Genomic DNA, 15,468 nt, shown 5'->3' with positions numbered 1-15,468 from the left:
CAAGCCGTGCGGGTAGACACGCACCACCCCGCCCCCTGTACTTGTGTGATGGCTGCTCTGCACGCAAGCCGGGGGCAGTAGGGCCACAGCCTGTCCGTTGGGTGGATTCAACTCAACCGTGAGTGCTGCGGTTTGCTCGTCCGATTCCAGTATCACGCACTCCGTTTTCGCGATATCGCTTCACTGCCTCTGCTTTCGGGAATCTTTCAGCCCAGCGCGGCAGCGCCCAACAACCACAATACACCGCCCCAGAACAGCGTCCCGAGGACCAGCGCAACCGGGATGCATCTGCGCGCAGGCGCGACGACAGCCGCATGCGTACGTGCCAGACGCCGTAGCGTGGTGCCTGTTGGCAGCGCGTTGAAGCGCTTCAACCACGGCGCCAAAGCACCCTCGCCGTAGGGCCCCAGTGAAATCCGGGCTGCCAGCAGTTCCGGTATCTGCAGCGGCATTGCCAAGGCAGTGTTGAGCACACTGCCCAGGGCTACCAGCGGCGACCACGGTCGCTCGCCAAGCCATCGCGGCGCGAGACCTGGGAAGGTCCAGATGCTCAATGCAAGGCGCTGCATCCAATCGGGCCTGGCCGACACGAGACGGAAGCTCGGCAAGCGCTCAAGTGGTTGGTCCATATACGTCTTGAAAAATCCATAGCGGAGCACGCCGGCGCCGATCAGATCCCCTTTGCCCGCGACGAACTCTGCGCCAACCCGGCCAGTGGACGGATCTACATCGGCCAACACGAGCTGGTAGGTCTGGCCGCCGCCCACCGTATTCACTACGCGGACGATCCGAACGAAGGGCCGAAGCCGCTCCCAAGGGTAGGTGCGAACACCTTGGCTACCGAAATGCGTAACCGTGCGGGCTACCCGGTTGAACAGCACGGGCTCCACCCGATTCCCCCGCCTGACCGAACGGACCATGCCCACGCAGAAGGCTGCGCTCAGCAACAGAAACAGCAGGGTAACAACGGTGGAGGCGACCATGTCCTCCCAGTCGGCGAGCATGCCTGGGAGGCCGGCCAGGATCACGACATCCACCAGCACGATCATGCCGACCAGCCACAGCAGCCCGCCCTTGGCACCCGACAACAGGGTCACGTCAGGCGCCACCACAAGCTCGCTTTCGTCGACATCAAGCACGAAGTCGATATCCACATCTTCTGCGCGGTGATGGGTAAGGGGATACATCACCCCACCCGGACCCTGCACTGGCGAGGCCATATCCATGATGTCCTGGCCGGCTTGGAGCGTTATGTCGTTATCGCGCATTGCGCCTTCATCTCTCTGCGGTGATCAATTGAACGATACCTTCACCACTCGGAAGGACCAAACCTGGATTGCTGGATTTGTCCGGCCACAGCCGCGCCGTGACCTTGACGCTCTTCAGGGAATCGTTGACATAGATGATCCGCCACATTACTCCACCGGTCTCGCTCCGGCGTAGGTTTGCCCCCCCGGACGTCGGTGCTGACAAGCCCCTGTTCTGGTGCTCCAGCCCCTCGGAGAATCGCTGCGGATCGACCAGCCCGGCGCGAAGATCCGCACTGAGCAGCCGAGACGAGCTTGCCGTGAGAACACGGCCGTCGGTCATCTGGAGCTCGATTCTGTGTTCGAGCCAGCCCTTGCCTTCCATCACATCGGGAGCGTCAATAAGCACATCGACAGTACCGCCAAAGGTGTATCCCAACACAGATGCCCCCGTCCGCCAGATCCCGGTCACTGCAAAGGGAATGACAAACAGCTTCTCCAGCACATCAGCCTCTTCCTTCTCCGTCGCATACGTCGGCTTGATGCCGAAGCAACACGAACGAAGCCAGACCTGAAGCGGATTGTCGCGTTTTTCTTCGGCAACGACCAAGAAGTAGAGGCCGGCAATGGCAGCGCCGACGGCGACGATGGCCCACACGATCGGACCGCCATACAGCGACATACCCAACAGCATCATGCCTCCGCCCGCAGTGGCCGCGCCGCTGATGGTGAGCAGAATGCCGGCGATCTGCATCGCATCCGCTGCGTCGCGGTCTCCGGCGTCCTTCAGGTCCCGCGCGTCTCTGATCGTCATCACGCCGACAATGATGCCAGCGGCCCCTCCAAGTATCCCACCTGCACCGGCCGTTGCGGTGGCGGCCCGCACAAGCGTACCGGTTGTCCGGGCGGTGAGGTATGCGCGGAGTGCCATCATCGCGCCGCTCGCCTCAAGCCCTGCACCGACGAACCCCAACAATGAAGCGCTGATCTTGGCGTAGGCCGCAGAGGAAGGCTTGTCCTCGCATTCTTTCAGCGAAGCGGCAAGGGCGACGGCCTGGAACCCCATCGCCCACACCGCGAGCGTGCCGGCTGCGGCGCCGTTCTTCAGGACCGCGATGGTCTTGGTGCTCCAGCCGCCGCTGGTTGCATGCGGAGCGCCAGCCAAAGCGGCAGGGCTCGCTACTGCCGGCACACTGGCGCCTTGAACGCGCGCGCGATTGATCCGGGCAGTTTCGGCCGCCAGCTCCCGTTTTGCCTTATCGGCCGCCTGCTCAATAAGCGCCTGACGTCGCAGCTGTTCGTAGGCTTTGTCCATGGCCGCGCCTAGCGGCGCCTTGGCAAAGTTGCCGCCTCGTCTTCCGCCTGCCTTGCCGGCGCCGGTCTTGCCTGCGGCACGCCGAATGCGTCGATTCGCCTCCTGGCTGACGACGCGCGCACGCTCGCCGGTCAATGACTCCAGCTCGATCACCTCACCCCAATGGATACGGAGCAACGGAATCTTTTTTCGACCGGCTTCACCCAGCTCATCGGTTACATCCGCAAGATTGATCGCAGAGCGCTTACCCCCCTCTGCATCGACCGACCGCTGCAGTCTCGACTCCAATGAGTGCCCCCAGGCGCTCTCTTTGTTGTCCCGAATGAAATCGGCGACCGTGACTTCCTGTACAACCGGCTGGACGGCCGTCCGGAACCACAACGCCCCGGCAACGGCAAAAACGCGAAGGTTCTTGTATGCCGCCAGCTTTACATCTGTGAGCAGGCCCTGCGCGCCGGTGATCAGATTCCTCAGCGCCTCCTCGATGAACAATGCACTTCGGAAGGTCGCTATACGAACCCGGTCAGCAGACCCACCCGCAGACGCTGCAGCCGCACCCGTCATTTGTGCATGAAGCTGCGACATGAAACCCTGGTTCTCAAAGACCCAGGCATCAAACACGCTATAGCTCGACTTGATGATGCCCTGGACATCGGCCTGCTTGTCCTCGGCAAGGACCGTCAGGAGACTTCTCTGACCACCCGTGATGGCCCAGTACCACAAGTTGTCCTCGACCGGCTTCTCGAACTCCTTGATCGCATGACCGCGATCGATATCGCACAGGCCACCGCCGCCCAGCACGGTAGCCGCCTGGCAAACCATCGCCATCGTCGAGGCGGCGTCGGCCACGTCGAAATCATGCTTAAGACAGTTCCTCAGCGCCCACGCCTGCTGGAAATTGCCGCCATCGTCGCAGAGGCCATTCAAGATCGAAGGAAGTTGTCCAATCTCTGCAGCGTACTCACGATCGAAGGACGCAATCTTGCTTGCATCAATCTTGTCGAAGTAGTCCTCTGCCCATTCCTGCGCCTTGTCACCGCCACCGGCCTTCCACGATGCGCCGATTTGCTCGATCAGGCGCTTGACGGCGATTTTTCGTCGAAACTTCTGGTTGATTGCCTCGATCTTCAGCCGTTTGAGTGTAGCGAGGTGGCGTATCTCCAATGCGATGCCGATAGGATCGTGCAGGTAGACGGCTACGCCGCCACCTTCATGCATGCCTGCCATGCGCTGGGCCACCGCCGTGGCCAAGCCTGACCGGTCTACACCGGGGGTCACACTGTCCACATACAAGCTATGGCGGCCCCCAAACTCGGGGGCATGATCCCGCACCACGCCGAGGTCCGCCCCAAGTGCATCGGCTTGCCGATGACTTACAGCGCCGGCCTTGACTCCTGTCATGAGGTCCGGGACTGAAAACTCCTGGAACCGTCCTTTCAGATTCTTGAGCTCGACCTGAGGATCTTCCTCGAAGCGGGCGGGCATGGCCTTGCCGAGAAGCGCCGCGTCATAAAGCTGCAGCTGGTGCTCGGTCTGCCATACGCTGAAGTAAGCGAGCCAGACCCGCTTGGCGTTCTTCGGATCGGGGATTGAAAATGCCGCCGAACGCACGGCGTGGTCTGAGCGCCCGCATTGTGGTTCGACCGGTTCAGGCTTGTTAGCCACCGTGAACTCGGACAGCGAACCCTCATTGGAAACCTGGAAGACGCGCCAGGTTCCCCCGCCGCGTTCGTCAAGTACGTACAGGAAGCCCTGGCTGAGCATGCGCATCGCCAGCACGCCTGCGCGGAAAGTGTAGTCTTGGCCGGACAAGCTTGCCGACCCCGCTTCTGCGGAGGCAGATCGGGCGGTATATGCAAATCGCATCGGAAGGATGGGGAAGCCCGCCTTGTCGCAGCGCTTGCAGTCTCCAAACGGCGCCGGGTTCTGTACCGATCGCTTTACACCCGTCGCGATACTTGCGCCGTCAGCCATGTCTTGCCTCCACGTTGAATCCATTCGTATTGCTTGACCAGGCGCCATGCTCAATGCCCTGCCACCATTCTGCATCAGCTTCCGCACAGCGATCTGCATAGGCTCCAGCACCGGCCACTGCCTCTCGCAGCCACTCGGCTATCACCGGGTGACGTTCAATTTGAGGATGCACCAGCACTTTGTGTAGCAGGAACGTTGTGGCATCGGCGACCTCGTCGGCACATAGGCCAAGATGTATCGCGCAGTCTACCGCCGCCTGTAATTGCCGCTCCCGCTCCAACGTGAGGTCGTCCATGCGCTGCAGTTGAGAAATCGCCGCATTGACGGCCACACACCAGGCTGCACGCGGGTCGGACTGCATTGGGGATGCCGGCGCCACATATCCCCCGGTCATACAGGGCATTGCCTGTAACTCGCCGTCCCAGCCGAGTTGAACCCATACATCTGCGCCCTCGAAAGGGTGTCGGGCACTTTCGGAGAAACCCGCATGACGCGCAACTCGCGGGTCATAGAATCGCTCAAGCCTGCGCTTTCCATCGCCCGTGACCGCAACGGCTTGCCGCAGGACCGCTCCCGCCACTGCGGCGGCGGGCAGTGCGCTGGAGATCCATCCACATATTGGTTGGGGTTGCTGCCAGTCACCGCGCCTCTCCCAAGCGATAGTCACCGTTTCTTCCAGCAACACATCACTGGGACCATCCAACTCCAGAATGAAGGGGCAGAGCTCCCTGTCGATGCCAAAGCGAACCAGATCCACGATGTGCTTTTTCCTGTCAGCCGTTTCAAGCGAGCCCATTGCACAACGCGACATAGGATCAACCAGCACAAGCCAGCCATTCACTGACGAGCGCATTCGCTCTCTCAGCTCCACAAAGACGTCATATCGCGCGTCATAGCGCAACATATGCTGCTCCTGCGCTGGCCGCATCTACACTAGCCTCGTTGCATCGATCGTTCTTTCCCGCCTGCGCTGTGGCGTTGGAGGTCATAGCCTTCGCCCCCGTCCACTCCCGCTGCGTGCCCTTGAACTCCACCTTCCCGGGCGCGCCCAGCTCGATGTTGTCGCCTTCGATCCGGATGTAGGCCCCGGCCGCCGTCGCAAGAAGGTGCTTGCTCGGCGCCGAGAGCTGCACATCGGCCTGGGTACTGGTGATCTTCACGTTGGTCTTGGCTGCCAGGATCGCCTGGTTCTTGTGCGCGCGAGCACTGACCTTGCCCTGCGCAGCGTGCAACGCGATCCCGCGTTCCTGGTTCGGACTTTCGGGTTTCGGCTCGGCGCCGGCGGTGTACAGGACCAGCCCACCAGCTACCGCCATCGTGATCGAGCCCTGGCTGAGCCAGTTCAGCGCCACGCCCGAAGCCAGCGTGGTGTGCGTGCCGCTGACCCAGACCTGGTCTGCCGGCGTCAAACTCATCACACCGGCCACGCCGCTGCCCATCAGCACCGGCTTGTCCCAGCCCGGGGCGTCGCCGTCGCCGCCACTGATGCTGCCCGCCGCGCTGCCACTCTGGGTGGCACGCAGGCTTTCCTGCAGCTGTTCCAGCGCGTCGTGCGCCAGCAGCGTGGTCGGCTCCTCGGGCAGTTGCGCCTGCTGGTTCACGGCCGATTCGTTGAGCGATTGCAGAAGCTCCGCGCTTTCCTGCAGCTGGGTCAGTGCCTGATTGGCGGCCAGCTGCGGCTCGCCCGGTTCGGTGCTGAGCAGCAACCCTTGCCCTGCGCGAAGCGAGCCGAAGGCCTGCGTGGACAGCTCCGCACCGAAGCCGCGTTCGGTGTCGCGCACGTTGTCTTCGCCACCCTTCAGGTGGCCCAGGGTCAGCGTGCTGGCGTGCTGGGTGGTGGACAGCTGCGCGCGGCCTTGGCCGGGCGTGTCATCCAGGCGCATCTGCTGGTAGCCGCCCTGCCCGCCTTGGCTGTCGGCCAGCGCCTGGCTCTTGAAACCGGTGTAGACCGCAGCGTGCTCATTGCCGTCGAACCAGGCCGGCGCATTGCCGGTGGCGTTGGCACCGCCGCTGGCGACCTGGTTGTGGGCGGCATCGGCCTGGCCGCGGCCGTTGTAGACCGCGCCGACCACGACCGGGCGGTCGATGTCGCCCTCGAGGAAGGCCACCAGCACTTCCTGGCCACGACGGGGCAGCACCACACCGCCCCAGTTGTCGCCGGCCCAGGGGGTCATCACCCGCACCCAGGTCCAGGCTCCACCATTGGCCGGGGCGTTGTCGTCACCGCCGGGATGGGCCAAGCCGGTGCTGGAGCTGCCGCCGCGCTGCCACGGGAACTGCACCTTGATGCGGTGGTCGCGATCGGACTGCAGCGGCTCGCCGTCGCTGACCACAATGGCGCTGAGCGTACCGGTGATCGACGGGCGCGGATGCAGACGCGTGCCGTGGCCGTCCTCGGTCTGCGGGCGGTACACCACGTCGGCCGGGATGGCAACGAAGCGGTTGTCGTAGAAGGTGGTGGTGAGGTCGGCCGATGCATTCGCAACGGATAAGCCACTCAAGGCGCCTGGCAGGCTGAGCGGCGCCTGCGCGGCCGGCCCAAGCTGCTGCTCCAGCGCATCGAACACATCGGCCTCGAAGTTGTTGCGCGCCTGGTGCTGCACCGACAGGCACAGGAAGTTGGTGCCGGCGTCCACGCCAGGGTGCTGGCCCAGCTGGAACTGTGCGCCTGGCATCACCTGTCGCCACTTGCCCTGCCCGTCAATCGTGTGGGCGCGAACACGCAGCGCATCCAGGTGCTGCTGCGCGCGGCGCTGGCCGCGGGCGTTGTCCTGCCAGCCGTACGGGCCGCAGGTGTCGGCGTCCTCACCCATGGAATTCTGTGTCATCTGCGCTTCGGCACTGGCCTGCCGCAGCTCCAACGTGCGGTGGTCCCAGGTGTGCCGGGACACCTTAGTGGTACGCCAGCGGCGCGCGGTCGACCACTGCTGGACGCTGTCATCGCGCTCGGTCACATCGCCGCGGTGGAAGCGCACCGCACCCAGGTCCTTGGCACCGTGATGGTTGTCGGCCAGCACCAAGGTGTGGGCACCGTACGACTCGCTGCCTGGGTCGCCAGCATGCTCGAACCAGTAATAGATGCCCTCTTCGGCCAGCAGACGCTGCACGAAGGCCAGGTCGGTTTCCTGATACTGCGTGGTCAGGCTGCGCTTCGCGTACAGGCTGCGGTCGGTGAGGTCCCAGCGCCATGCAGGAACCAGCCCGCTGTAATCGGCGAAGATGTTCTCGACGATGTCGACCACGCTGGCGTCATGGAACACGTAGCTGTCCACGCGCTGGCCGAGGAACGCCAACCACGGCTGCAAACGCAGGCGATAGCGCGCCAGACCGCCATTGCTGCCGATGCGTTCGGCGGCGGTGATGCGGCCATGGAACGGGCGTGGGCTGCCGATGGCCTGCATCTGCAGTACCGCCGGCTGGCCCAGCAGGCCCTCCAGCGAAAGATTGGCATCCGCCGACAATGCGATCACATCGAACACGAAGCCGATGCCGTCGATCTGCTCGACGCCATTGAGTGACTCGGCCACCAGCACGTCGCTCCCCAGCGAGGTGCGCAGCTGCAGCAGGCGCTGTGCCTGCCCCGGTGCCGCAAGTGCGGCCAGTATCGTGCTTGTGGATTTCATAATGCTTCCATTCATTAGCCCCGCAGATTCAACTGGGGCGACCCATCATCAGCAGAACATCAGTCGAGACGCCGCACGATTCATTCGCGACGGCAAATCAGCCGACCATCAGAACCTATACAGGACGCACTGTGACCTAGGTCACAATTCGCACCGATCAAGAGCGCCGAGCGACGCCGCGCTCTTGTACCAAGCCAAGTCGGAAAATCGGACATGCCGCCTAGAATAGGGAACACAGGCAAGTCAGTCGAGTAGCACGCTGGGAAAATGCGCCATTCGGTGCATCTTCACATCAACAGCGCTCTCAATCGCGCGCGCGTACAGTCTGCAGCATGTCACCGGATGCAGGCGAGAACACAGGCACAGCATGCGCGTCGCCCAGTCACGATGAAACGGCATCGCCGCACTGGCACTCTCGCCCGAACGCGCGAAGCAGTCAGGCACCGCGTCCCGCATAGAACTGCCCGACGTACTCCGGCTCCGGCCACTGATGCGGATCGGCCACGTCGACGACGGATTCCGTCACCACATAGGCCGGCCACTCCGGCGCTCTGCTGCTCTTCAAGACCAGCCATCGGCATATGACCAATGGCCCCAGCAACGGCATCAGCACCGTGCGATACGGTAGCAGTGCCTCACCCAGGCTGATGACCACCGTCAGGTAGCAATTCTTCCAGGTGTCAGCCACAGACAGGTGCACATGCCGCGACGAAGGCGCGTCAACCACGTGCGCCGGTCCTTCGTCCATGTAACGTCGGATGAACTCCCAGATCTCGCGAACCTTGTCCGCATCGTCAAAATAGTGGCCGACGGCAAAGGTGTGCCTGACCATATCCCCATCCATGACGTGGCACCGAACATCGCGCAGGAACGTCTCACCCTGACCGTGCCCAAGATGGAAGTACGCCTGATCCCACGGCACGCTGATGACGCCGGAAGGGCCCGCATCGGTGTAGGCGTGCACCATCCGCGTGCGACGATTGAACCGGATCGGGTAGTACTTGTAGGTGAAGAAATCGCGGCCAATGACCAATCGATACATCAGCGCGAACTGGCCGACGAAGCCGATCACCAGAACGCCCACCATGAACCAGTCCACCGCCCGCCCCTCGTATACGGTAGGGAGCCAGGTCACCAGCATCCACACCCCGAACAGCGCCAGCGCGGTACTCACGAGTGTTACCACGGTTGTCGCCACCATCCCCCGAAGACGGTAGCGTCGATCAATCACATCCATGTACGTCGAGTTCAGGCGGATGACGCAGTGCCGTTCGTTGCTCGCGCCCGTGCGCTCCCGCTTCAACGGCTCGCACTGCTCGGTGGGGTTGATCGTTCGATCTACCTTGAACCTTCTCAACCAACCTGTGTACATCCTCGTCTCACTCCCGTGTTCGCTCGCATGCGGGAACAACGCACTCAGCGGGCCTATCCAAGCCAATGTGTCGTGCAGCAGCAAGGATGCGGCAAGTGAGACTGCGCCGGCGGTTGTTCGAGGCGATCAATGCCCACCGTTTGCCTTCATCCGTGTGCGCAACGTCTCGTTGAGCGCCATTGCATCACGGGTGGCTTGCTTCCAGTACGCCAGCATTGTTTCGCTGCCATGGCCGTCGCCTACCCGACCGTACACCACCGGCTCCCTCAGGCTCCCAGCCCCTGAACCGTCGGCGCATTCGTCCTCGACTGCGCGGGGCCAGGCGGGGCGCCTACATAGCTTCATCGACAGATACCTGAACATGGCCCACGGCAGCGTAATGGGCAAAAAAAGCAGACCCAGGCCCGCACCAGCAGACGACACGTGGATGATGACTGCATTCCGAAGGCTGGGTGTGGTCGATGTGTAGAGTTGCAGCGGCGGGAATGGAAGCGCATCCATCCCGCCCTCCATGTAGCGGCGAATCATCTCCCAATGCGCCAACGTTGGCCCGGGATTGGGGCCACTGTCGCTGCCAACGGCGAAGGTGTAGATCACCTGGTCGCCCTGCATCAGGTGGCCGCGAAGGTCGTAGGTTGTCCCTTTGTCGTCCGCGCCTGGAGGCGCGCCGCACCCGATGATGAAACGCACCTCATCCCACGACGCCGAGCGCGCGGTGTGGCGGCCACCGGTAAAGACGTGCACCCTGCGCGTCTTGCGGTTGAACCGGATGGGATAATACTGATACCGAAAGACATCCTTGCCCAACAGCATCCAATAGCTGAAGGCTGCCAACCCGGACGACAGTGTGACGATCCAGCCCACCACGAAACGCTCGCCCGTTGTCGGCGGCCGTGGAAAGCCCTGGGGCGTCACCGTGGGCGACATTGCCATCGCAACGGCGAATGCAACGGCAAGCGCAATCACCAGCAGCCCCCACATCGCCCCCCAGCCGCGATAGTGAAAATGCCGATCTACATATTCGATGAACGTGGGATTGAGCGCGATGATGCCCTGGTCGATTGGATCCTTGACCATGCCATCAAAATTGCGCACATCCGCGTTGCGCTCGGCGTCCGACAGGGGTCTGTTGACCCGATAACGCTGAGCCAACCAGCCTGCAAATGCACTCATGCTCACATCCTTGAAGTCGGCCGCTGCGCCAGGCACTGCCGGATTGGACGTCCCGTCCACCCCGCGTTGCGTGCGACTGCGCTACGTGACACCAGCAGAAACCGGAGCCACCCAGCGCCGCGCACTGGATTCAATAGGGACTGGACCGCGCTGACCGGAAGCGTCCAGCCCCCCCCTCACCTGAAGAGCGACGCCAGGCCCTGGTCCTCCGCCCTTGCCTGCATCTCAGCGTCGTTCCAGTACTGCATGAACGCCGCCTCCCCACTCTTGCCGCCCGGAAGGTCGCCGTAAACCTGCGGTTCGCGCAGAACCCGGCTGCCACGCGCTGGCGCGCATTCTGCTTCCACCGAGCTTGGCCATACGGGGCGCCGGCTGCTTGCCAGTGCAATGTAGCGGGCGACACCAATCGGAAAGAGGAAAGGCGCGAGTATCCACCGCAATGCGCCATTGAACACTGCAAACGGAATGATGAACGCGTTTTTCAACGAAACATGCGAGGACGCAAATATGCCAAGGGGGGGGAACGGCAGATCCTCCATCCCCTCATCCATGAAGCGGCGAATCATTTCCCAATGCGCAAGAACGACCCCCGGGCTACTGCCGCCATCGGATCCGATCGACACCGTATGGACAATCTTGCCGCTTTCGATGACATGCATCCGCAGGTCGTAGATGCGGACGTTGTTGGCACCGGTGCCGCCATCTTCGTTGATGAAGAAGAATGCATCGTCGAACGGCACCTCAACGTACTTCCGCGGCCCGCCGGTGAACACATAGACCTTACGGTTGGCTCGATTGAAGCGGACAGGATAGTGGGTGTATCGGAACGCATCCTTGAGCACGAGCACCTTCAGCGCCACAAGCGCAGGCACACCAAACATCACGGCCATGATGACCAGCGCCCAGAACACAGGCGCAACCTGTCCCTGCGAGCTTTGCAGGAATCCGTAGATGCCTGCGCCGCCAAGGACCAGGCAGAACACAACCAGAAACCCACCCCCAAGCACCCCCCAACCCCGCATCAGGAAGTACCGGTCCAGATACTCCAGGCAAGTGGAATCGAGATGGATGGCGCCTTTGTTCAGTGGCTTCGGACGAGGCATCCCGGGAGACCGCAGGTTGGCCCGGGTTTCCTTGTCGGACACTTCGCGGCCCAGTTTGAACGGGCTGACCAGCCAGCCAGCAAAACTGCTCATCGGGAGGTCCTACTTGGCTTGCAATGCGACATACGCTGCTTCCTGGTCTTCAAGTGACTCGAAACGTCCATGATCATGCGCACCAAAGGGTGTCTTGTTGATCCAGATTTCGATCTTATCATCGCGAATAAGGTTGATCAGCCACTCGCCAACAAACCCGATGATGGCCAGGACAATCATGATGATGAAGCCTATGCCAGCGGTCATCCAGCCGAACAGCACGCACACGGCAACCACCGCGCCGCCCACAGCCGTCGCGCCGAACAGGATGGCCATCGGTATGTCGCCACTCTTGGCGGCTTCATAGAACTTCCAACCATCGACCACGGCGCCAAGGAACGCTCCCACGGTTCCTACAAGCTTGCCCATCCATCCAATCACGGCCGACGTTGTCCTCAGTTCAACCGCCGCGATGCGCACCGATCGCGCCACCTGCCCATACGCAGTTCGTTCCAACCCGATAGCGGTCAACTCAACGCTTGTCCCCGCAAGCCCGAACAGGGCCGATCCCAAACTGATGCGGCGGCGATTCTCTGGACCTTGCTTCTCGTCATCAAGCTTGGTGAAGGCGTCCGCGGCATTCCAACCATCCAGCAGCAACCCCACTACACCGAAGCCGACGTCTGCCCGGATATTGACGGTTGCAAAGGAGGCTGCGCGGCTTCTGACCACGGCCCGCAACTGGTCCTCGCTCAACAGCGCCCGGTCCAGGGTCGTGATATTCGTGCCGCGCAGGGCGCGCATGGTTTCATCGTCCCAGTAGACCGCCCACTGGAAGACCTTGCGACCCCGCGCATTGCGCTCACCGGTTGCGGTCCGCGCACCGGAGCGTTCTGTCAGCTGCTGGCGAAGATGTGTATCCACCTGCTGACGGGCACGTGCCTTTTCGGCGGGAGACTGCCCAGCGGTCAGCGCCTCGACGATGAAGTGGGCAAGCTCGGCTTCGGACGCCCTCACCGGGAGCCGGGTGATCTGTCGGCCCGATACCGCACCCATCAGTGCCATCATCCGGTGCTTCATGGCAATGCTGAGCGCAATATTCGCCGCGCCCACCTTGATGGTCTGCCCCGCCTTTGAAAGCCCGGTGATGAATGACCCGGCGATCTCATGCATGAAGTTGGCCACAATACCGGTGCGGGTCTGCATATCCGCCGGATTGTTCTTCTTCCTGTCGTCCACGTGTGCGAACGCCTTCAGCACGTTGCTCCAGGCGCCCGGGTTGTTGGCCAGTTCGAGGCTTGGCCCGGCCGCAAGCTCCAGATACTTGGCGATCGTGGTGTCGTTCAGGACCAGCGCACGCAGGGTGATGTTACGCTTTTCATCGAAACGCCCGTTGAGATCCTTCAACAGCGCTGCAGCAACCTGGTCATGACCGGTGATGCCTTCCACGCAGCGCTGGACAATGACGGTGAATGCCCCGCCACCGCCTTCGAGGCCTTCATGATGGTTGGACGACAACCAGTCACGAAGTGCATCGGACTGATACCAACGCACGAACGACATCGCCAACGGCGTCAGCTGGCTGCTGGTGAATTCCTTGGTTTCCCGCTCCAGCTCTGCTTCGAACCTGGACACGGCCGACTCATCGTAGTCATCCTTGTAGCGGTTCCACGCTGACACACGCGCCTTGCGGTCCTGTTCGGCCGTCAACGACTCGGGCATCTTGATGAGTCCAGCAGCGTAGAGTTCTGCCGAGGCCTTGCCCGTGATCGCCGTTGCACGCCGCTCGCTCAGCTCGGTAGCGGCCGCCTGATCTTCGATCGCCTTCCGGATGCCCTTGATACCCGTCGCCGCGGCCAACTTCCAATTGCGATCCTTGCCGGTTTCGAAGTCCCTCACCAACTCCCGCATCAAGGCCGACACGTCCTGGGTAAGACCGGCCGGATCGTTCAGGGCCAGCATCATCGCCGGCACCTCCGGAGACGCCTTCTTGACCCATTCCTCCATGCCCGCGACCTGCTGCTTGCAGCGGCGGAAGGCGAAGGTGGTGAAGTCAAACGCCGGGTTATTGGAGACCGTCACGCCTTCGAGATTGACCTGCTTGATCATCTTTCCGGTTTTTGGATCCAGCACCATCTGCGACGTCGGCTGACTCGGGTCTCGAGGCTTTGCAACCTGCTCTTCGAACGCAAACTCACTCACCAGACGCTTGGCGTCACCCACTTCACCGGTGTGATCGGAGCGCGCCCCGCCAACCCACGCTTTCACATCGACCGAGCGCATGTGCTTCTTTCGCTCGGAGGAGAGCCGGTTGCGCTTCAGCACCTCAGGTGCCCACGGTGCCTCGCTGAAACCAAACCACACTTTCCCAGCCCTGGAAGGGTCGGGAATGGTGACGAAGCGCGCCAACTGCGAGGTCGCCATGCGCGCACAGGTGGGCGCGAACTCCTCCATGGGCGGTGCATCGGCGTGCACATCGAACTCAAGCAGGTAAGCATCTTCCGTGACGAAGTATCCCTTCCATTCGCCGCGCGCCTCGTTGAATACGTAAAGGTACCCCTGACGTGCCAAGCGCAATGTGTACTGGGCTCGCGCAGCCGGCAGGACGATGTCCTTCACACCCGCGCCGAACTTTCCCTCCAGCGGCGGCATGGTGAATCCGGCCCGCACATCGGTGCGCGCGAGCGAGTAGCGCAGGGGAAGAATGGGCAGACCGCGTTGGTCGCACATCTGGCATTTCTTGCTCGGATCGCAGGCCCCAAGGCCACCCGGCTGTTTGGTGTCAGTTGTTGCCACGTTCGTCCAGCTCCTCTGCATTCAGTTCCATTGATTGGCTGTACTCGTCCATCCATGCCGACAAGTACCCGCACTCCCCCGCGACCGCCAGATCGATCATCCTTCGCTCCACTGGCTGGTCATGCACCTGGGGAGACCTGACAAGCGAGAGGAAGGCGAAGAACTCCACATCTTCATCGGTGCTCAAGCCAAGTGCCTGAGCCCTCATCATCTCGTTGAACGCGGTCCTTCTTGAGGCGTCGGTGTCCAGCACCGGAGCACCGTCGCGCGCCAGCCTGGCAAAGACGCGATTGACCGAGCCCGTCATGGACAGTGCCCGCATCTGGTCGATATCCAGGTCAAGCCGTTGCGCGGCCTCTCGCTCACGTGTACTGGCCGTCCAGTGCTCACTACCAGGCACTGGCCAGGACCAGTGGCTGATCGGGCCCAGCAGGGCGTCGACCTGAAAGGGTCGCAGGATCCAGCGAAGGTTGAGCCACACCCGCGGGTCATGCAAACGCAGCCACATCGCTTCGCCGCCGATCTTCTGCACCATCGCGCTCTGCACATGCCTGGCTACCCGGCTGGGCGACGCCGGGCTCCGCAGCAAGCCGCAGAAGGGGGCTTTGTTGCGCGCGCTCCCATAGTTCATGGTCTGATCCAACCGATACAGACGATCATCCTCGTCCAGTTCGGTCAACGCGATCAGCCGCGGCATGTGCTTTTCCTGTCCCTTCAGTGCATCCGGAACAATCGGCTCACTTGGCCAAAGCGCCACGATGTCGGCATCGATCTGCATCGGATTGATCAACGCGAAGTCCTGGGACATGAAGAAGCGGTGGCTGAACTCCAT

Annotated in this window: 9 protein-coding genes; all 9 read right to left on the bottom strand. The window is 62.3% G+C overall.

What is annotated here, in order from left to right:
• Positions 1 to 206: 206 nt before the first annotated feature.
• The 9 genes from ABIA71_RS13770 to ABIA71_RS13730 all read right to left on the bottom strand — a co-directional run bounded on the left by ABIA71_RS13770 (position 207) and on the right by ABIA71_RS13730 (position 15,468).
• Positions 207 to 1,268, bottom strand: a complete 1,062-nt coding sequence (locus ABIA71_RS13770) for a hypothetical protein (protein WP_354285834.1) — start codon at positions 1,266 to 1,268, stop codon at positions 207 to 209.
• 7 nt (positions 1,269 to 1,275) lie between these two features.
• On the bottom strand, positions 1,276 to 4,536 hold the full coding sequence (locus ABIA71_RS13765; RefSeq protein ID WP_354285833.1) for a toxin VasX: 3,261 nt from the start codon (positions 4,534 to 4,536) through the stop codon (positions 1,276 to 1,278).
• Positions 4,529 to 5,440 (bottom strand): DUF4123 domain-containing protein, encoded by a 912-nt coding sequence (locus tag ABIA71_RS13760; protein WP_354285831.1) that lies wholly within the window; start codon positions 5,438 to 5,440, stop codon positions 4,529 to 4,531. The genes ABIA71_RS13765 and ABIA71_RS13760 overlap by 8 nt, the downstream gene beginning before the upstream one ends.
• The gene (locus ABIA71_RS13755) at positions 5,427 to 8,159 is read right to left on the bottom strand and encodes a type VI secretion system Vgr family protein (RefSeq protein WP_354285829.1); all 2,733 of its coding nucleotides are present in this window, start codon (positions 8,157 to 8,159) and stop codon (positions 5,427 to 5,429) included. Before ABIA71_RS13755 ends, ABIA71_RS13760 begins: the two co-directional genes overlap by 14 nt.
• 436 nt (positions 8,160 to 8,595) lie before the next feature.
• Entirely contained in the window at positions 8,596 to 9,531 is a 936-nt protein-coding gene (locus ABIA71_RS13750) for a DUF6708 domain-containing protein (RefSeq protein ID WP_354285827.1), read from the bottom strand.
• Between the two features lie 126 nt (positions 9,532 to 9,657).
• A complete protein-coding gene (locus tag ABIA71_RS13745; protein ID WP_354285825.1) occupies positions 9,658 to 10,704 on the bottom strand; it encodes a DUF6708 domain-containing protein in 1,047 nt (348 codons plus the stop codon).
• A gap of 176 nt (positions 10,705 to 10,880) precedes the next feature.
• The gene (locus tag ABIA71_RS13740) at positions 10,881 to 11,900 is read right to left on the bottom strand and encodes a DUF6708 domain-containing protein (protein ID WP_354285823.1); all 1,020 of its coding nucleotides are present in this window, start codon (positions 11,898 to 11,900) and stop codon (positions 10,881 to 10,883) included.
• A gap of 9 nt (positions 11,901 to 11,909) precedes the next feature.
• Positions 11,910 to 14,636 carry a T6SS effector BTH_I2691 family protein gene (locus ABIA71_RS13735; protein ID WP_354285822.1) on the bottom strand — a complete coding sequence of 909 codons (2,727 nt, stop codon included), beginning with the start codon at positions 14,634 to 14,636 and terminating at the stop codon, positions 11,910 to 11,912.
• Complete coding sequence (locus tag ABIA71_RS13730; protein ID WP_354285821.1) at positions 14,623 to 15,468, bottom strand: DUF4123 domain-containing protein; 846 nt, start codon at positions 15,466 to 15,468, stop codon at positions 14,623 to 14,625. The genes ABIA71_RS13735 and ABIA71_RS13730 overlap by 14 nt, the downstream gene beginning before the upstream one ends.

The organism is Stenotrophomonas sp. 2619 (assembly GCF_040548725.1).
Classification (GTDB): domain Bacteria; phylum Pseudomonadota; class Gammaproteobacteria; order Xanthomonadales; family Xanthomonadaceae; genus Stenotrophomonas; species Stenotrophomonas maltophilia_AP.
This window is presented reverse-complemented; position numbering and strand designations above follow the sequence as displayed.

Excerpts from the sequence above, each read along its gene's own strand:
- ABIA71_RS13770 (WP_354285834.1), bottom strand. The coding sequence starts at position 1,268 with ATGCGCGATAACGACATAACGCTCCAAGCCGGCCAGGACATCATGGAT.
- ABIA71_RS13765 (WP_354285833.1), bottom strand. The coding sequence starts at position 4,536 with ATGGCTGACGGCGCAAGTATCGCGACGGGTGTAAAGCGATCGGTACAG.
- ABIA71_RS13760 (WP_354285831.1), bottom strand. The coding sequence starts at position 5,440 with ATGTTGCGCTATGACGCGCGATATGACGTCTTTGTGGAGCTGAGAGAG.
- ABIA71_RS13755 (WP_354285829.1), bottom strand. The coding sequence starts at position 8,159 with ATGAAATCCACAAGCACGATACTGGCCGCACTTGCGGCACCGGGGCAG.
- ABIA71_RS13750 (WP_354285827.1), bottom strand. The coding sequence starts at position 9,531 with ATGTACACAGGTTGGTTGAGAAGGTTCAAGGTAGATCGAACGATCAAC.
- ABIA71_RS13745 (WP_354285825.1), bottom strand. The coding sequence starts at position 10,704 with ATGAGTGCATTTGCAGGCTGGTTGGCTCAGCGTTATCGGGTCAACAGA.
- ABIA71_RS13740 (WP_354285823.1), bottom strand. The coding sequence starts at position 11,900 with ATGAGCAGTTTTGCTGGCTGGCTGGTCAGCCCGTTCAAACTGGGCCGC.
- ABIA71_RS13730 (WP_354285821.1), bottom strand. The coding sequence starts at position 15,468 with ATGGAGTTCAGCCACCGCTTCTTCATGTCCCAGGACTTCGCGTTGATC.